General features: G+C 45.4%; 13 protein-coding genes. All 13 read left to right on the top strand.

All coding sequences use genetic code 11. The annotated features are described in order from the left end of the window. The first annotated feature begins 9 nt into the window (after window positions 1–9). The 13 genes from LIQ05_RS19825 (at window position 10) to ftsH (ending at window position 14,463) form a co-directional block, all read left to right on the top strand. A complete protein-coding gene (locus LIQ05_RS19825) occupies window positions 10–2,163 on the top strand; it encodes an LTA synthase family protein (protein WP_226819231.1) in 2,154 nt (717 codons plus the stop codon). A 759-nt stretch (window positions 2,164–2,922) separates the two neighbouring features. Then, window positions 2,923–4,362 (top strand): proline--tRNA ligase, encoded by a 1,440-nt coding sequence (gene proS, locus LIQ05_RS05340; protein ID WP_226819229.1) that lies wholly within the window; start codon window positions 2,923–2,925, stop codon window positions 4,360–4,362. Window positions 4,363–4,502: 140 nt separating this feature from the next. After that, the gene (locus tag LIQ05_RS05335; protein WP_226819227.1) at window positions 4,503–5,831 is read left to right on the top strand and encodes a CCA tRNA nucleotidyltransferase; all 1,329 of its coding nucleotides are present in this window, start codon (window positions 4,503–4,505) and stop codon (window positions 5,829–5,831) included. 132 nt (window positions 5,832–5,963) lie between these two features. Then, a complete protein-coding gene (locus tag LIQ05_RS05330; RefSeq protein WP_226819225.1) occupies window positions 5,964–6,947 on the top strand; it encodes a CotS family spore coat protein in 984 nt (327 codons plus the stop codon). A gap of 71 nt (window positions 6,948–7,018) precedes the next feature. Further along, complete coding sequence (locus LIQ05_RS05325; protein WP_226819223.1) at window positions 7,019–7,294, top strand: HU family DNA-binding protein; 276 nt, start codon at window positions 7,019–7,021, stop codon at window positions 7,292–7,294. A 117-nt stretch (window positions 7,295–7,411) separates the two neighbouring features. Then, window positions 7,412–7,651 carry an RNA-binding S4 domain-containing protein gene (locus tag LIQ05_RS05320; RefSeq protein WP_226819221.1) on the top strand — a complete coding sequence of 80 codons (240 nt, stop codon included), beginning with the start codon at window positions 7,412–7,414 and terminating at the stop codon, window positions 7,649–7,651. 118 nt (window positions 7,652–7,769) lie between these two features. Next, window positions 7,770–8,051 carry a sporulation protein YabP gene (gene yabP, locus LIQ05_RS05315; RefSeq protein WP_226819219.1) on the top strand — a complete coding sequence of 94 codons (282 nt, stop codon included), beginning with the start codon at window positions 7,770–7,772 and terminating at the stop codon, window positions 8,049–8,051. Between the two features lie 3 nt (window positions 8,052–8,054). Beyond that, a complete protein-coding gene (yabQ, locus tag LIQ05_RS05310) occupies window positions 8,055–8,558 on the top strand; it encodes a spore cortex biosynthesis protein YabQ (protein WP_226819218.1) in 504 nt (167 codons plus the stop codon). Continuing rightward, on the top strand, window positions 8,512–8,826 hold the full coding sequence (locus LIQ05_RS05305; protein WP_226819216.1) for an FtsB family cell division protein: 315 nt from the start codon (window positions 8,512–8,514) through the stop codon (window positions 8,824–8,826). The genes yabQ and LIQ05_RS05305 overlap by 47 nt, the downstream gene beginning before the upstream one ends. Before the next feature lie 220 nt (window positions 8,827–9,046). Next, window positions 9,047–10,537 (top strand): SpoIIE family protein phosphatase, encoded by a 1,491-nt coding sequence (locus LIQ05_RS05300; RefSeq protein ID WP_226819209.1) that lies wholly within the window; start codon window positions 9,047–9,049, stop codon window positions 10,535–10,537. A gap of 102 nt (window positions 10,538–10,639) precedes the next feature. Then, complete coding sequence (gene tilS / locus LIQ05_RS05295) at window positions 10,640–12,079, top strand: tRNA lysidine(34) synthetase TilS (RefSeq protein ID WP_226819208.1); 1,440 nt, start codon at window positions 10,640–10,642, stop codon at window positions 12,077–12,079. Continuing rightward, window positions 12,072–12,599 (top strand): hypoxanthine phosphoribosyltransferase, encoded by a 528-nt coding sequence (gene hpt / locus LIQ05_RS05290; protein WP_226819206.1) that lies wholly within the window; start codon window positions 12,072–12,074, stop codon window positions 12,597–12,599. The genes tilS and hpt overlap by 8 nt, the downstream gene beginning before the upstream one ends. A gap of 16 nt (window positions 12,600–12,615) precedes the next feature. After that, window positions 12,616–14,463, top strand: coding sequence for an ATP-dependent zinc metalloprotease FtsH (gene ftsH, locus LIQ05_RS05285; protein WP_226819204.1), 1,848 nt, complete (start codon window positions 12,616–12,618; stop codon window positions 14,461–14,463). Window positions 14,464–14,817: the final 354 nt, after the last annotated feature.

Below are 14,817 nucleotides of genomic sequence, written 5' to 3'. Positions count from 1 at the left end.
AGGTTAGTCGTGGAAAATACAAATGAAAATAAAGAAGGATTAATAAAACAGTCTGGCAATTGGAAGAAGACGCTTGGACTTGTTTTGAATATTGCATTATTAGTGCTGATTGATGGATTGATGATCTATACTTTTATCAGTGATGGAAATACTCTTTCCAGAAAAACCGCATTTAAGATATTACTGCTTCTCGTAGGCAATATCATGTTTCTTGTGCTTTTGTTCTGGGGAGAGAGAATAAGCAGCAAAATAAAAAATACAGCTGCTATGAGGATTGTGGATGTATTGCTTTTGCTGGCAACTCCTGTGATCGTATTCTGGTTTGTACAGATGATTACATGGCTGTCAGGTTACAAGAATAAAGCAGTAGGAACGATTCGTGGACTGTTTACCATGTCTTTGAATATGAATCAGCCGTATCTGGCTGTTAACCTGGCAGTTTATGCAGCATTTTTTGTTCTGCTGATTCTAATCTGCCGTAAGGTGAATCTTGCATCAGCTGCGCTGTGTTACTTGCTGGTGATCATGGCAATGGTAAACTATTTTGTAATGGAGTTTCGTGGGGAACCATTTTTACTTCTGGATGTTGTGGGAATGGGAACCGCTGCAGAAGTAGTTGGGGAATATAGTTTCAAAATCAAGCTTATGCTGGGAATCCCCCTGATTTATTCGTTGGTGTTCAGCCAGCTGGTTCTGAAATTCCAGAAGTTGGAGCTTGGTAAGAAGAGCAAAAAGAACACAGGGGTTCGTTTTGGTGTACTTGCAGCACTTATTTTAACACTTTGTGTTTCGATGAAGCCTCTTATGCAGGTTTTAGGACCAGTGCCGTTATGGAGGATTAACCGTATTTACAAACTGCAGGGGTATACATTGTCTCTGTTCAAGGAAATTCAGTATTTCTATATTGACCAGCCTGCGGGATATTCAGAAGAGAAAGTAGAAAAGTTAGCTCAGAAACTTGAAGCTGGGGAAAATATCGTGGCTGAAGTTATGGGAAATGATTCCAGTGATTCAGGTAAAGAAGCGGATACATCAGCAGATACTTCTTCAACGGTGACGCCTACTAATATCATTATGATTATGAACGAGAGTCTTGCGGACTTTGAAAATGTGGGAAAAATAAAGACGGATGTGGAGATTCTTCCATACATAAGAAGTCTTAATAAGAATGTAAAACATGGACAGCTTCATGTACCTACTTTTGGAGCTGGTACTGCCAGATCAGAATATGAGGCGCTTACTGGAAACAGTATGAGTTTCTTACCGTCAGGAAGTGTGCCATATCAGTTGTATGTGCGTGATCCGGAATACGGTATGGCTGATATTTTGAAAGACCAGGGCTACTATACAATTGCAATGCACCCCAATAAGGCTCATAACTGGAATCGTGCTGCAGTATACCCGGAAATGGGATTTGATGAATTTATCAGTCTTGAAAACTGGGGAGATGAGCATAGAGAGCTGCTTAGAAATTACGTCAGTGACAAGGCTACTTTTGAAAAGATCATCAGTCTCTATGAAGAAAAGAAACAGGATGAAAAGCTGTTTACGTTCTGTGTGACAATGCAGAATCATGGTGGATATACAGTGGGCGACAGAGCCGGCTTTGAACCTACTGTGAAGCTTAATTACGGTAAGGAATTCCCGCTGGCTGAAACATATTTATCATTAGCCAGAGAGTCTGATTCTGCCTTCAAAGAACTTTTGGAGTACTTTGAAAAAGTAGATGAACCTACTATGATCGTTATGTTTGGCGATCACTGGCCAAAGATTGAAGAAGAATTTATGGCCAAACTGTTAGGTGGTGACAGACAGGGACTTGATCTGGTTGCTGGTCAGCAGTCTTATACGACACCATATGTGATTTGGACCAACTATCCGTCTGAGACAGTAGAAGAGGATTTCAGTGCCAATTATCTTGGCAGCTATATGCTTCAGCTGGCTGGACTTGATATGCCGGAATACAATCAGTACCTTATGAATCTGAAGGAACAGCTTCCGATCATCGGAATTGGAGCTGTTTGCGATAAAGATGGAAACTGGTATGCAACGGATGATCTGCCAGCAGATTACAGTGAGCTGATGACGGACTACAATATCCTGGAATACAATAACCAGTTTGAGAAGAAAAATGTGCTGGAGAGTTTGTTCACACTGCACTAAACGGACATGTCGCCTACCGGCGACATCACCGTTTCTGAAAGTCAGCTGTTCCGCGCCTGTGGCACTTCCACAGCTGCCGACCGCATTCGTAATCGGTGAATGTTCCCTCCGCCAACAAACTAAGAACGCCAGAAGAAATTTTCCTTTAAAAGAATTTCTTCTGGCGTTTTTTCTTCCCCTTTTTTGAATATCCATACTTGACATAAGAAAAATTTTCGCATAAAATAAACGAGTCAGACAGATAAATTCAGTAAATCAAATTTATATGGAAACGGCAATGAAGAGAATAGTACATGAGGAGCAATCTCAGAGAGAAATCCAGGCTGGAAGGCAATGGTGTGAGGATTTTGTGCGCGAGTCATGGAACCGGCCTTGGAGCTCCGTATGATTGAAGTACGGCGTATGTCCTACGTTATCGGGATAATTGAGTGAGCAGTGGAATAGAAATTTGAGGATAGATTTCCCTTGATCCGGTGCTAATCAGGGTGGTACCGCCGAAGCCTTTCGGTCCCTTTTTCAGGGATGGAAGGTCTTTTTTTATGTGATTTTCAGATTATACATAGAAGAAACCAGATTTCCCTGGTATGAAAATGAAAAAGTCCCAGACAACGGCCTCGAATCAGGAAGCTGAATGGGCAGAATGCATGCGTGAGCAGGGCACCAGAGCCTTTTTTGAACACGCTCTGGTTTGGCTGCGAATGCGGAAGTTATTTTCCTGTATGGGAAATATTTGCAAAAATTGGAAAAAGGAGAAAAATCATGGCAAAAGAAAAGAAAATGGTAGAAGCCATCACTTCTATGGATGTGGATTTTGCACAGTGGTATACTGACGTTGTAAAAAAAGCGGAACTGTGCGGCTACACAAGTGTAAAAGGATGTATGGCAATCAAACCCGCAGGGTATGCAATCTGGGAGAATATCCAGAAAGAGCTTGACCGCAGATTCAAAGAAACAGGCGTAGAGAACGTATACATGCCAATGTTCATTCCGGAATCCCTTCTGGACAAAGAAAAAGATCACGTAGAGGGATTTGCACCGGAGGTTGCATGGGTAACACACGGTGGACTTGACCAGCTTCAGGAGCGTCTTTGTGTACGTCCGACTTCTGAAACCCTGTTCTGCGATTTCTATCAGAAAGAGATCCAGTCCCACAGAGATCTTCCGAAAGTATACAACCAGTGGTGTTCAGTAGTACGTTGGGAGAAAACAACCCGTCCATTCCTTCGTTCCCGTGAGTTCTTATGGCAGGAAGGCCACACTGCTCATGCAACTGCTGAGGAAGCAAAAGAGCGTACTATCCAGATGCTGAACCTGTATGCTGACTTCTGTGAGGAAGTTCTTGCAATCCCGGTTATCAAAGGCCAGAAGACAGAAAAAGAGAAATTTGCAGGTGCTGAAGCTACTTACACCATCGAGTCCCTGATGCATGATGGAAAAGCGCTTCAGTCTGGAACAAGCCATAACTTTGGTGACGGATTTGCAAGAGCATTTGGCATTCAGTACACAGATAAAAATAATCAGCTCCAGTATGTACACCAGACATCCTGGGGAATGACAACCCGTATGATCGGTGCCCTGATCATGGTTCACGGAGATAACAGCGGACTTGTTCTTCCGCCAAGAATTGCTCCGGTTCAGGCTGTTGTGATCCCGATCCAGCAGAGAAAAGAAGGGGTTCTGGAGAAAGCAGATGAACTGACACAGATCCTGAAGGCAGCTGGCATCCGCGTAAAAGCAGACGTTACAGACAAGAGCCCGGGATTCAAATTCGCAGAGCAGGAAATGCGCGGTATTCCGGTAAGAATCGAGTGTGGTCCGAAGGATATCGAGAACGGACAGGCTGTAATCTGCCGAAGAGATACCAGAGAGAAATACGTTGTGAAATTCGAAGAGCTTGCAGCTAAGGTTCAGGAAGTTCTGGACACTATGCAGAAAGAAATGCTGGAGCGCGCAAGAGCTCACAGAGATGCTCATACTTATGTGGCAACAAATTATGAAGAATTCAAGGAGACCATCAACACAAAACCTGGTTTTGTAAAGGCTATGTGGTGCGGTAACCGTGAGTGCGAGGATAAGATCAAAGAAGACGTTCAGGCAACATCCAGATGTATGCCGTTCGAGCAGGAGCATTTAAGTGACGTATGTGTATGCTGCGGAAAACCTGCTAAGAAAATGGTATACTGGGGACGTGCATATTAAAGAGCAAAAGGGTTACGGTTTACTTCGCAGCCAGCAACACGTTTTGCAATGTGTAGTAAACAATGTTAGCGAATTGTAATGAAAAGGGGCAAAATTATTTTGCCCCGCTTTATTTTCTGGAAATGAGGCAGGTGATCACAATGGTATTTGAAATTCCGCAAAAAGTTGAAATAATCATAAATACTCTGGAAAAAGCGGGCTATGAAGCCTACGCAGTTGGGGGATGTGTCCGGGATGCGCTTCTTGGAAGAACGCCGAATGACTGGGACATCACCACTTCAGCTAAGCCAGAGCAGGTGAAAGCCCTGTTTCGGAGAACGGTAGATACCGGTATCGCCCATGGAACTGTAACGGTTTTGCTGGACAAAGATGGATTCGAGGTTACCACTTACCGGGTGGATGGAGAGTATGAGGATGGACGTCATCCCAAAGAGGTGACCTTTACCGCCAGCCTGGAGGAAGACCTGAAACGCCGTGATTTTACCATCAACGCCATGGCCTACAATCCGGGAAAAGGTCTTGTGGATCTTTTTGACGGCCAAAGGGATCTGGAAAACAAAGTGATCCGCTGTGTAGGCGATCCCCTGGAGCGTTTCACAGAGGATGCCCTTCGCATTATGCGTGCGGTCCGTTTTTCCGCCCAGCTTGGTTTTTCCCTGGAAGAAGAGACCAGAAAAGCCCTTTCCGTCCTGGCGCCTAATCTGAAGCATGTAAGTGCAGAGCGGATCCAGGTAGAGCTTGTAAAACTGCTGGTATCCCCTCATCCCGATTATCTGCGGATCGCCTACGAAGCGGGAGTGACAAAGGAATTTCTGCCAGAATTTGACCGCTGTATGGAGACTTCTCAGAACACCCCGCATCATTGCTACAATGTGGGAGAGCACATTCTTCACAGCCTTTTATATGTGCGCGAAGATAAGGTGCTGCGTCTTACCATGCTTCTTCACGATATTGCAAAGCCTGTTGTGCGAAAAACAGATGAAAATGGCAGAGACCATTTCAAGACACATGCCCCTGTTGGGGAAAAAATGTCTAAGGAAATCCTTCGCCGCCTGAAATTCGACAATGATACCATTGGAAAGGTCAGCCGTCTGATCCGCTGGCATGACCTGCGTCCCACTCCGGTTCCAGCAGAAGTGCGTAAGACTGTGAATCTCATCGGAGAGGATCTGTTCCCCATGTGGATGGAAGTCCAGTATGCGGACAACAAGGCGAAAAGTGATTACCGTCAGGAAGAGAAAGTTGCCCGTCAGGAAGGCGTCCGAAAGATCTGGGAAGAAATTCTGGAAAAAGGAGAGTGCGTTTCCATGAAAGAGCTTGCTGTTACAGGAAGTGACCTGATCGCAGCTGGTATGAAGCCGGGAAAAGAAATGGGAACGGTACTTCATAAACTTCTGGATGCAGTTCTTGAGGATCCTGGGTTAAATGAGAAAAAGAAGCTTCTTTCCATGGCCTTTGCTGAAAAATAAGTGTCCGTATTCGTGCTGCATATAAGTCATGTCTCTTTTGGAAATCTTATATAGAATAACATATCCCTCCCACTCATAAGATAGAAGGTATCTGAAAGCCGTTTTTATCTATGCGTGACGGGGGGATTTTTATTGTATGATTATGGTCTTAGCACCCTGACCCAGTATGGGATGGAAGCGAAATCCTCATCCCGGACAAGGGGAGCATTGGTATGCCGTACCGATCAGGGACTTCTGATCCTGCGGGAATTTCACGGTTCTGAAAAAAAACTGCTGTTTCAGCAGGAATTGTTAAAAAAAATATCCCAGGAAGGCAGCCTGGTGGACACATTTCTGGAAAATCAGGAAGGATCTCTGATTACCCGTGATAAGGACAACATTCCTTATACCGTCCAGACGTGGTATGAGGGGCGTGAGTGCGACACGAAGTCCAGAGAGGATATTGTAAGAAGTGTCCAGACTCTGGCAAAAATACATAAGTCCATGAACATGCCTGTGGAGGTACCCTATGTGGTACGGCCTCTTACAGAGGAGTATGTAAGACACAACCGGGAAATCCGGAAGATCCGCAAATTTATCCGGCAGAAAGGTGCCAGTGTCACCTTTGAAAAAGCTTTTCTTGGAAGTGTGCAGCGTTTTCTGGAAAAAGGGGAAAAAGCACTGGAAATGCTTACCAGGTCAGATTATGAAAAGCTTTTATACAAAGCAAGAAAAGAAGGGGCTTTGTGTCACGGGGAGTACAATCAGCACAATGTGCTTCTTGGCAGAAATCAGACAGCCGTAACGAATTTTGGACATTTTGGATTTGATGTTCAGATCAGTGACCTGTACTGTTTTATGAGAAAAATCCTGGAAAAATATAACTGGGATGTTTCTCTGGCATTAAAAATGATGGAACAGTATCACAAAGTACGCCCCATTTCACCAGAAGAATGGGAAAATTTAAAAATCCGTTTTACCTACCCGGAAAAGTACTGGAAACTGGCAAATTACTACATTTCCCACAGAAAAGCATGGATTTCCGGTAAGAATACAGAAAAACTGGAAAAGGTGATCGGACAGCTGGAAATATGGGGAGATTTCCCCGAAAAATGCTTTGGAAAATACCCTTTCTGACGCAAAAACCTTGACAATACAAGGCAAAAGGTATATATATAGATAGAAGAATCTTTAGAGGAGGAAACACCATGAATAAGACTGAATTAGTAGCAGCTATGGCGAAAGAAACCAATCTGTCCAAGAAGGACGTTGAAGCTGTTTTAAAATCATTCATCGACGTTGTAGCAGAAGAACTGAAAAAAGGTGAGAAAGTTCAGTTAGTTGGCTTTGGTACATTCGAAGTCAGCGAGAGAGCTGCCAGAGAGGGAAGAAATCCTCAGACTGGTGAGACCATGAAGATCGAAGCTTCCAAGGCTCCGAAATTTAAAGCTGGTAAAGCTTTAAAAGATATGGTAAATGCATAATAGCGCAGGCTTTTGCAGGGAGGAACTTCTTAGTTCCTCCTTTTTTTTCACGGGCAACGAGCTAAAGCCGTAACAAAGATATAACCATCAGGTAATATTTCATTTTAGGAGAGTGCTATGAGATTAGATAAATTTTTGAAGGTATCCCGCCTGATCAAGAGAAGAACTGTAGCCAATGAAGCCTGCGATGCAGGCCGTGTGCTGGTAAATGACAAGCCAGCCAAGGCATCCGTACAGGTAAAGACAGGGGACACCATTGAGATCCAGTTTGGAAGCCGTAATGTGAAAGTGGAAGTGCTGGATGTGAAAGAAACAGTAAAGAAAGAAGAAGTTGAGAACCTTTATAAGTACATTTAAGACTGCGCAGAGTGTGCCCAAATCATTTTTGCAGTCAGTACGATCCATTTTGCAGGTTCTATTTGAAAAGAAAATTTCATAGATTATCTGTGAACCCACATATTCGGGAGAGAGGGATTTGGAAGAAAAGATCAGGAACATTTCCCACAAGCTGACCTTAGATAACAGAAAGGAAGTATTGCTCACAGGTGTGAAGGATGTGGTTTCTTTTGACGAAAAAGAAATCCTTCTTCAGACTTCTGAGGGAAGGCTGCAGATCAGAGGCAGCCAGCTTCATGTAAAAGGACTGGATCTGGAAAAAGGAGAAGCTGTTCTTGCCGGACATGTGGATTCTCTTGTCTATTTGTCAAAAGATTCCCCAAAAAAAGAAGAACCATTATTTACAAGGTTGTTCCGTTAAGCTATGAGTACCTATATCCATAACGAAATCTGGCTTTTCCTGCAATCCATGCTGGGAGGTGCCGGTCTTGTGATCTGCTACAGTCTGATCGGTGTTATCAAACGGCTGCTCCTTGAAAATCCGGCAGTAGGGGGGATTCCGGATATTCTGTACTGGCTGGCAGCAGGCCTTCTGGTGTTTGCCAGAATCTACCAGATCAACCAGGGAATCCTGCGGAATTTTCTGTTTTTAGGAATTGCAGCAGGCGCATTTCTTACATATCTGACAATAAAACCAATATTGGACAAAATATGCTATATTATTCTGGAGATTCCTGTCAGATTCATAAAAAAAATTTCAAAAAAATATATAAAGCGGTTGCTATTTTGGGGTAAACGTTGTAAAATTTTGGTTAGACAATCTGCAAATCAGTACAAAAATAGTACCAGAAATCATTTGCAGACGAGAAGAGGCAGGAAATTTGGGAAAATCAGGGAAAAAGCGAAGGAAAAAGAGAATAGGGTATAATCATCTCGGAATGTTCGGCATTTCTCTGATCGTTCTGATACTCATGCTGTCTCTTATGGCACAGAGCCGGAATCTTCAGGAATCTCTTGCAGGCTATGAGACCAGGGCGGAAGCATTAAGTCAGCAGATTGAGGATGAGAAGGCACGGACCGAGGAGATTGAGGCACTGAAGGAATACATGCTCACAGATGAGTATACAGAGGAGGCCGCCAGAGAGAAGCTGGGGCTTGTGAAGGAGAATGAGATCATTTTCCAGGAAGAGAAGTAACGAAGTTTGGAAGTTTCTGACGATATATTTTATTGGATGTTCGTCGTTGTTTGACATATATTTTTATACCTATCCCCTATAATAAGTGTAAGGTGCTGCCGGAGGCGGTGCGTAAGGCAGTAGCCATAAGGTGTTACTGTTCACCGGTAATATTCTGCGAAGCGTGTTACTGTGAACGGAGTGAACAGTAGCCACAAGGCTGTACAGGGGAGGGGAGAATATGCAGGAATGGATAATTGCCATGCTCGTGATCAGTGTACTGCTGGTGGTGCGGGACATGGCAAAAACTTTTTTCAGGGGAAGAAGCTTTCTTAAGGCGGAGCAGCCGGCCGAAGAGAAAAATCCCCAGAAGGAGAAAGTAGAGCGCTATGCAGCGTCTTTCCGGAAATTAGCAGACAGCTTTTATGGGCTGCCCTACCGAAAGGATTATTTAAGCAGCGGGCAGGTAGAGGGCATGATAAGGGAGACCTGTGAGGAAGTGTGTGACCACTGCTACCAGCGGGAAATGTGCTGGGGAGCCAGGGCACAGGAAATGTACCAGGGAAGCGAGCGGCTGATCCATTCCATGGAAGAGGGGAAGCCGGACATGATCCAGGAGACAAAAAGTGACTGGATGAGTGTATGCAGTCGCTTTTCCAAGTATTATGAGGTGCTGGGAAGTGCCTATATGCGGGAACGGCAGAAGCTCCTTTTTGATAACCGGATGATCGAAAGCCGCCTGGCTGTGGCACAGCAGCTTCAGGAAATGTCCAGGATTATGGATATGGTTGCAGAAGATCTGTACGATATTTCCCTTGCAGATCCCCCTCTTATGACAGGATTGAAGAAGCTTCTGGGAAAGCGCCACATTGTGGTGAAGCAGGTCTGGGTGATGGACAAGGTAGAGGGCAGGCGGCAGATTTTTCTCACCATGCGGGCAAGAAGCGGACAGTGTATTTCTGTCAATGAGGTGGCACAGCTTTTGTCCAGGGAATTTGGGACTCCCATGGCTGCTGCCGGCGGGGGAAGACGGATTGTAAATGGAGAATACCACACCGTTCATTTTGTGGAGGATGTAAGCTATCAGATCCTTTACGGAGTGGCCAAGCTGACTAAGGAGAAGGAAAAGGTTTCCGGGGATAATTATATCTGTAGACAGGAGGAGGCCGGGCGCTTTGTCATGTGCCTTTCCGATGGAATGGGCTCTGGGGTGGAAGCCTGCCAGGAGAGTGAGGAAGTGGTGGAGCTTCTGGAGCAGTTCCTGGAATCCGGTTTTTCCCAGGAAACAGCAGCAAAAATGGTAAATTCGGCTCTTGTGATGAAGGGACAGGATGGAAATTTTTCTACTGTGGATATCTGTGCTGTGGATCTGTACACCGGAATCTGTAATTTCCTGAAGGCAGGCGCTTCGGCAACGTTTATCAAAAGGGATCACTGGGTGGAGGCAATTTCTTCGGAAAGCCTGGCAGCAGGACTGATGCAGCAGGTGGATTTCGAGACCTCTTCCAGGAAGCTGTATCACGGGGATTACCTGATCATGATGACGGACGGCGTTCTGGATGCACTGCCGGCCATGCGTGAGGAAGAGACCATGAAGGAGATCATTATGGATATCCATGAGGAGACGCCTAAGGAGATGAGCCGGGGAATCCTGGACCGGGTGCTGGGATACAGCGATTACTGCGCCAGGGATGACATGACAGTAATTGTAGCTGGCATGTGGAAGAAGTAGGGTGGCTGTTTTCCCGGCGCGATGGATAATGTGGGAAATAGGTATGCAGCCAGATGAGAACGTGAAAGAGATTGAAAAAAGTAATTCAGAGGCAGATGTAGTATGTATCAGAAAGTGAAAGCATATATAAAAGAACATGGCATGATAGAGGCTGGAGATGTGGTTTTCGCCGGAGTTTCCGGAGGCGGGGATTCTATGGCCATGCTGACATTGTTAAAAAGGTATCAGACGGAGATGCCCTTTTCCCTGTGTGCAGTACATATACACCATGGCATACGGGGGGAGGAAGCCGACCGGGATGAGCTTCTGGTAAAGGAGACCTGTGAGAAATGGGAGATTCCATTTCTGGCCTATCATTATCCAGTGCCGGAGCTTGCAAAGAAGTGGAAAATGGGTTTGGAAGAGGCTGGAAGAAAGGTACGGCAAGATGGGTTTTCCAGAGCAGAATCCGATTATTTCGTAAAAATAGAAGTGGCGGACCATCGGAATGAGCAAAATGGCGCTGCCGCCCGGCGGGGGAAAGCGCGGATCCGCATTGCCCTTGCCCACAACGAAAATGACGTGGCGGAAACCCTGCTCCACAATCTTTGCAGGGGGACAGGGCTGAAAGGTCTGGCTGCGATCCTGCCGGTGCGTGATGGAATCATTCGTCCGGTTTTGTGTTTAAATAAACAGGAAATTGTCAATTATCTAATAGAAGAACAGATTCCATATGCCATAGACAGTACCAATCTTACAGATGATTATACAAGAAACAAGATCCGGCACCAGATTCTGCCCCTCCTGGAAGAACAGGTGAATTCATCAGCTGTGCGTCATATGGCGGAGACGGCCAGTCTGGTAAGCCAGGCGGAAGAGTATCTGGCGCGTCAGGGGGAGCTTCTTGTGAAAAAGTATGGGGAGAACCGGGAACGGGGGATCTTTCTGTCGGAAGCCTTCTGGCGGGAAGAGCCTGCAGTAGCATCTTACGGGGTGCTGCAGGTGTTTGAAGAACTGGCAGGAAAACGCAAGGATTTCACAGCTGCCAATGTAAAAAGCGTGGAAAACCTTCTGAGACTTCAGGTGGGACGGAGGATCAACCTGCCTTATGACCTGGCGGCCCTTAGAACTTACGGGGGGATTTTGCTTGGGGAGAGAGAACTGCTTGGAATGTCAGACCGAAATTCCAAAGGGGATGAGCCTGTTTCCAGGGATGATCCTTTTGCGTTAAAAATATTTTCCAATGAAGGCCAGAAGATTGAAGAAAAAATGTATACGAAATGGCTGGATTATGATAAAATAAAACAGGAACTGTCCATCAGGACCAGACAGCCGGGAGATTTTCTCGTTGTAGATGAAAAGGGAAGCCGTAAGAAGCTGAACCGTTACTTCATAGATGAGAAGATCCCATCAGAAGAAAGAGACAGCGTTCTGCTTCTGTGTGCCGGTTCTGAGGTTCTGTGGGTGGTGGGAGGCAGAATCAATGAGAATTATAAAATAACTCCCAGAACCAGGAGAATATTGGAAATACAATACCAAGGAGGAAAAGATATTCATGAGTGAAAAAATCAGAGTTTTACTAGATGAGGAAACTGTGGAGAAGCGTATCTGTGAAGTGGCAGCCCAGATCAGTGAAGCGTACAAGGGCAAAGAGATCCACATGATCTGCGTTCTTAAGGGCGGAGTATTTTTCATGTGCGAGCTGGCTAAGCGGATCACAGTACCGGTAACTCTTGATTTCATGTCTGTTTCCAGCTATGGAGATGACACCAAATCAAGCGGAGTTGTAAAGATCGTTAAGGATCTTGATCAGCCTCTTGAAGATAAAGAAGTTCTTGTTGTAGAGGATATTATTGACTCCGGAAGAACATTAAGCTATCTGCTGGATGTTCTGAAGAGACGTAATCCAAACAGCGTGAAGCTTTGCACCTTACTGGACAAACCAGACCGCAGAGTGGTAAAAGGTGTTGATGTGGATTATTGCTGCTTCAATATTCCGGATGAGTTTGTTGTGGGCTATGGTCTTGACTATGCCCAGAAATACAGAAATCTGCCATACATCGGAGTGGTAGAGTTCGAATGAAAGGAGAATTATACAAGTGAATAAGCAGTCAGGCAGAATTGGCTTGTATCTTGTCCTGATCGTAGCTTTGATCGCAGGTTACCTGTATCTGAACAATCAGGTGTCTGTCCAGAGTGATTATACTTATGGACAGCTGGAGCAGGCCGTAGCAGACGGTAAGGCGACCAGTGCCACGATCCATCAGAACAGCGAGGTTCCAACAGGTTCTGTGATTGTGAACATTAGCGGCGAGGGACAGAAGCGTATTTATGTGGCAGATGTAAATGAGGCTGAGCAGCTTCTTCGTGAGAACGGGCTTGATCCTGCTGTGGAGGATGTGCCGAAGCAGAGCGTATTTCTGGCCTCGGTATTTCCGGTGCTTCTTACCTGTGGCCTTATCATCTTCCTTATGCTGATGATGAACCGCCAGATGTCAGGCGGTGGCGGCACTAACGCCAAGATGATGAATTTCGGCAAAAGCAGGGCAAGAATGTCCATGCCGGATGATAAGAAGGTAACCTTCCAGAATGTAGCCGGTCTGGAGGAAGAGAAGGAGGAACTGAAGGAGGTTGTAGATTTTCTGAAGGATCCTCAGAAATATACCAAGGTTGGAGCAAGGATCCCGAAAGGTGTGATCCTTGTAGGCCCTCCAGGAACTGGTAAGACTCTCCTTGCCAAGGCGGTTGCAGGGGAAGCGGGGGTTCCGTTTTTCTCCATTTCCGGTTCTGATTTTGTAGAAATGTTTGTTGGTGTAGGTGCTTCCCGTGTAAGGGACCTTTTCGAAGAGGGCAAGCGTCACGCGCCTTGTATTATTTTTATTGATGAGATCGACGCGGTTGCAAGACAGCGTGGAACTGGTATGGGCGGCGGCCATGATGAGAGAGAGCAGACTCTGAACCAGCTTCTTGTAGAGATGGATGGTTTCGGGGTAAATGAAGGAATCATTGTAATGGCAGCGACCAACCGTGTGGATATTCTGGATCCTGCTATCCTTCGTCCGGGACGTTTTGACCGTAAGGTTGGCGTTGGACGTCCGGATATCAAGGGCAGGGAGGAAATCCTTCATGTCCATGCCAAGGATAAACCTCTTGGAGAGGACGTGGATCTGAAGCAGATCGCCCAGACCACAGCTGGATTTACAGGAGCAGATCTGGAGAACCTGATGAATGAGGCTGCCATTGCAGCCGCAAGAAAAGGCCATGTATTTATCCGCCAGAAGGATATTAAGAATGCCTTTATCAAAGTTGGTATCGGTGCAGAGAAGAAGAGCAAGGTGATTTCCGGGAAAGAGAAACGGATCACTGCTTACCATGAGGCAGGTCATGCGATCCTGTTCCATGTGCTGCCGGATATGGAGCCTGTTTACACCATTTCCATTATTCCTACAGGAATGGGAGCTGCTGGTTATACCATGCCTCTTCCGGAGAATGATGAAATGTTTAACACCAAGGGCAAAATGCTCCAGGATATTACCACACTTCTTGGAGGACGTGTGGCCGAGGAATTGATCTTTGGGGATATTACAACAGGTGCATCCAATGATATCAAGCGTGCTACCAGTGAGGCCAGAGCTATGGTGACCAAGTATGGTATGTCTGATAGGATCGGTCTGATTTCCTACGGGGATGATGACGATGAGGTATTTATTGGCAGGGATCTGGCACATACCCGTGGTTACAGCGAGGATGTGGCCAAGGCAATCGACAGTGAGATCCACAGTATTATTGAGGAGTGCCACGACAATGCGAAGAAGATCATTTCTGAACATATGGACGTTCTTCACGGCTGTGCGAAGCTTCTTCTCGAGAAGGAAAAAGTACATCGGGACGAGTTTGAAGCACTTTTTACAATGGAAAAACAGGGTGAATCAAACAATAGTATATAACATGCACAAAAAATAATAGCAATTTTTGTGAAGTTTGTGCACACTTTTTTGTGGACACATGGTACTATATACATCGTAAAAACCCCCCAATACATTATATAGTTTTTGCTACACCCCATAAGAAGAAATACCTTCTCCAAAAAAGACAGCTTTCATCGGCTGTCTTTTTTACGTTAAGGGGATTGAGAAAGAAGTGCAGGGTTATTGGTCAGAGTATAAGTGACAGCCCTTTGGTGAAATCGCCTTGAAGATGGGCGGAAGTTTGGAGAATAAGCCGAATTTTAATTGTTGTGGGAAGACCTGTTTTCAGTTAAAATAAAATACAGGGCGTAATTTTTTAGAAAGAGGGATGTT

The organism is Blautia glucerasea (genome assembly GCF_020537505.1).
Taxonomy (GTDB): Bacteria; Bacillota; Clostridia; order Lachnospirales; family Lachnospiraceae; genus Blautia_A.
This window is presented reverse-complemented; position numbering and strand designations above follow the sequence as displayed.

Excerpts from the sequence above, each read along its gene's own strand:
- LIQ05_RS05335 (WP_226819227.1), top strand. The coding sequence starts at position 4,503 with ATGGTATTTGAAATTCCGCAAAAAGTTGAAATAATCATAAATACTCTG.
- LIQ05_RS05320 (WP_226819221.1), top strand. The coding sequence starts at position 7,412 with ATGAGATTAGATAAATTTTTGAAGGTATCCCGCCTGATCAAGAGAAGA.
- tilS (WP_226819208.1), top strand. The coding sequence starts at position 10,640 with ATGTATCAGAAAGTGAAAGCATATATAAAAGAACATGGCATGATAGAG.
- yabQ (WP_226819218.1), top strand. The coding sequence starts at position 8,055 with ATGAGTACCTATATCCATAACGAAATCTGGCTTTTCCTGCAATCCATG.
- proS (WP_226819229.1), top strand. The coding sequence starts at position 2,923 with ATGGCAAAAGAAAAGAAAATGGTAGAAGCCATCACTTCTATGGATGTG.
- LIQ05_RS05300 (WP_226819209.1), top strand. The coding sequence starts at position 9,047 with ATGCAGGAATGGATAATTGCCATGCTCGTGATCAGTGTACTGCTGGTG.
- LIQ05_RS05325 (WP_226819223.1), top strand. The coding sequence starts at position 7,019 with ATGAATAAGACTGAATTAGTAGCAGCTATGGCGAAAGAAACCAATCTG.
- hpt (WP_226819206.1), top strand. The coding sequence starts at position 12,072 with ATGAGTGAAAAAATCAGAGTTTTACTAGATGAGGAAACTGTGGAGAAG.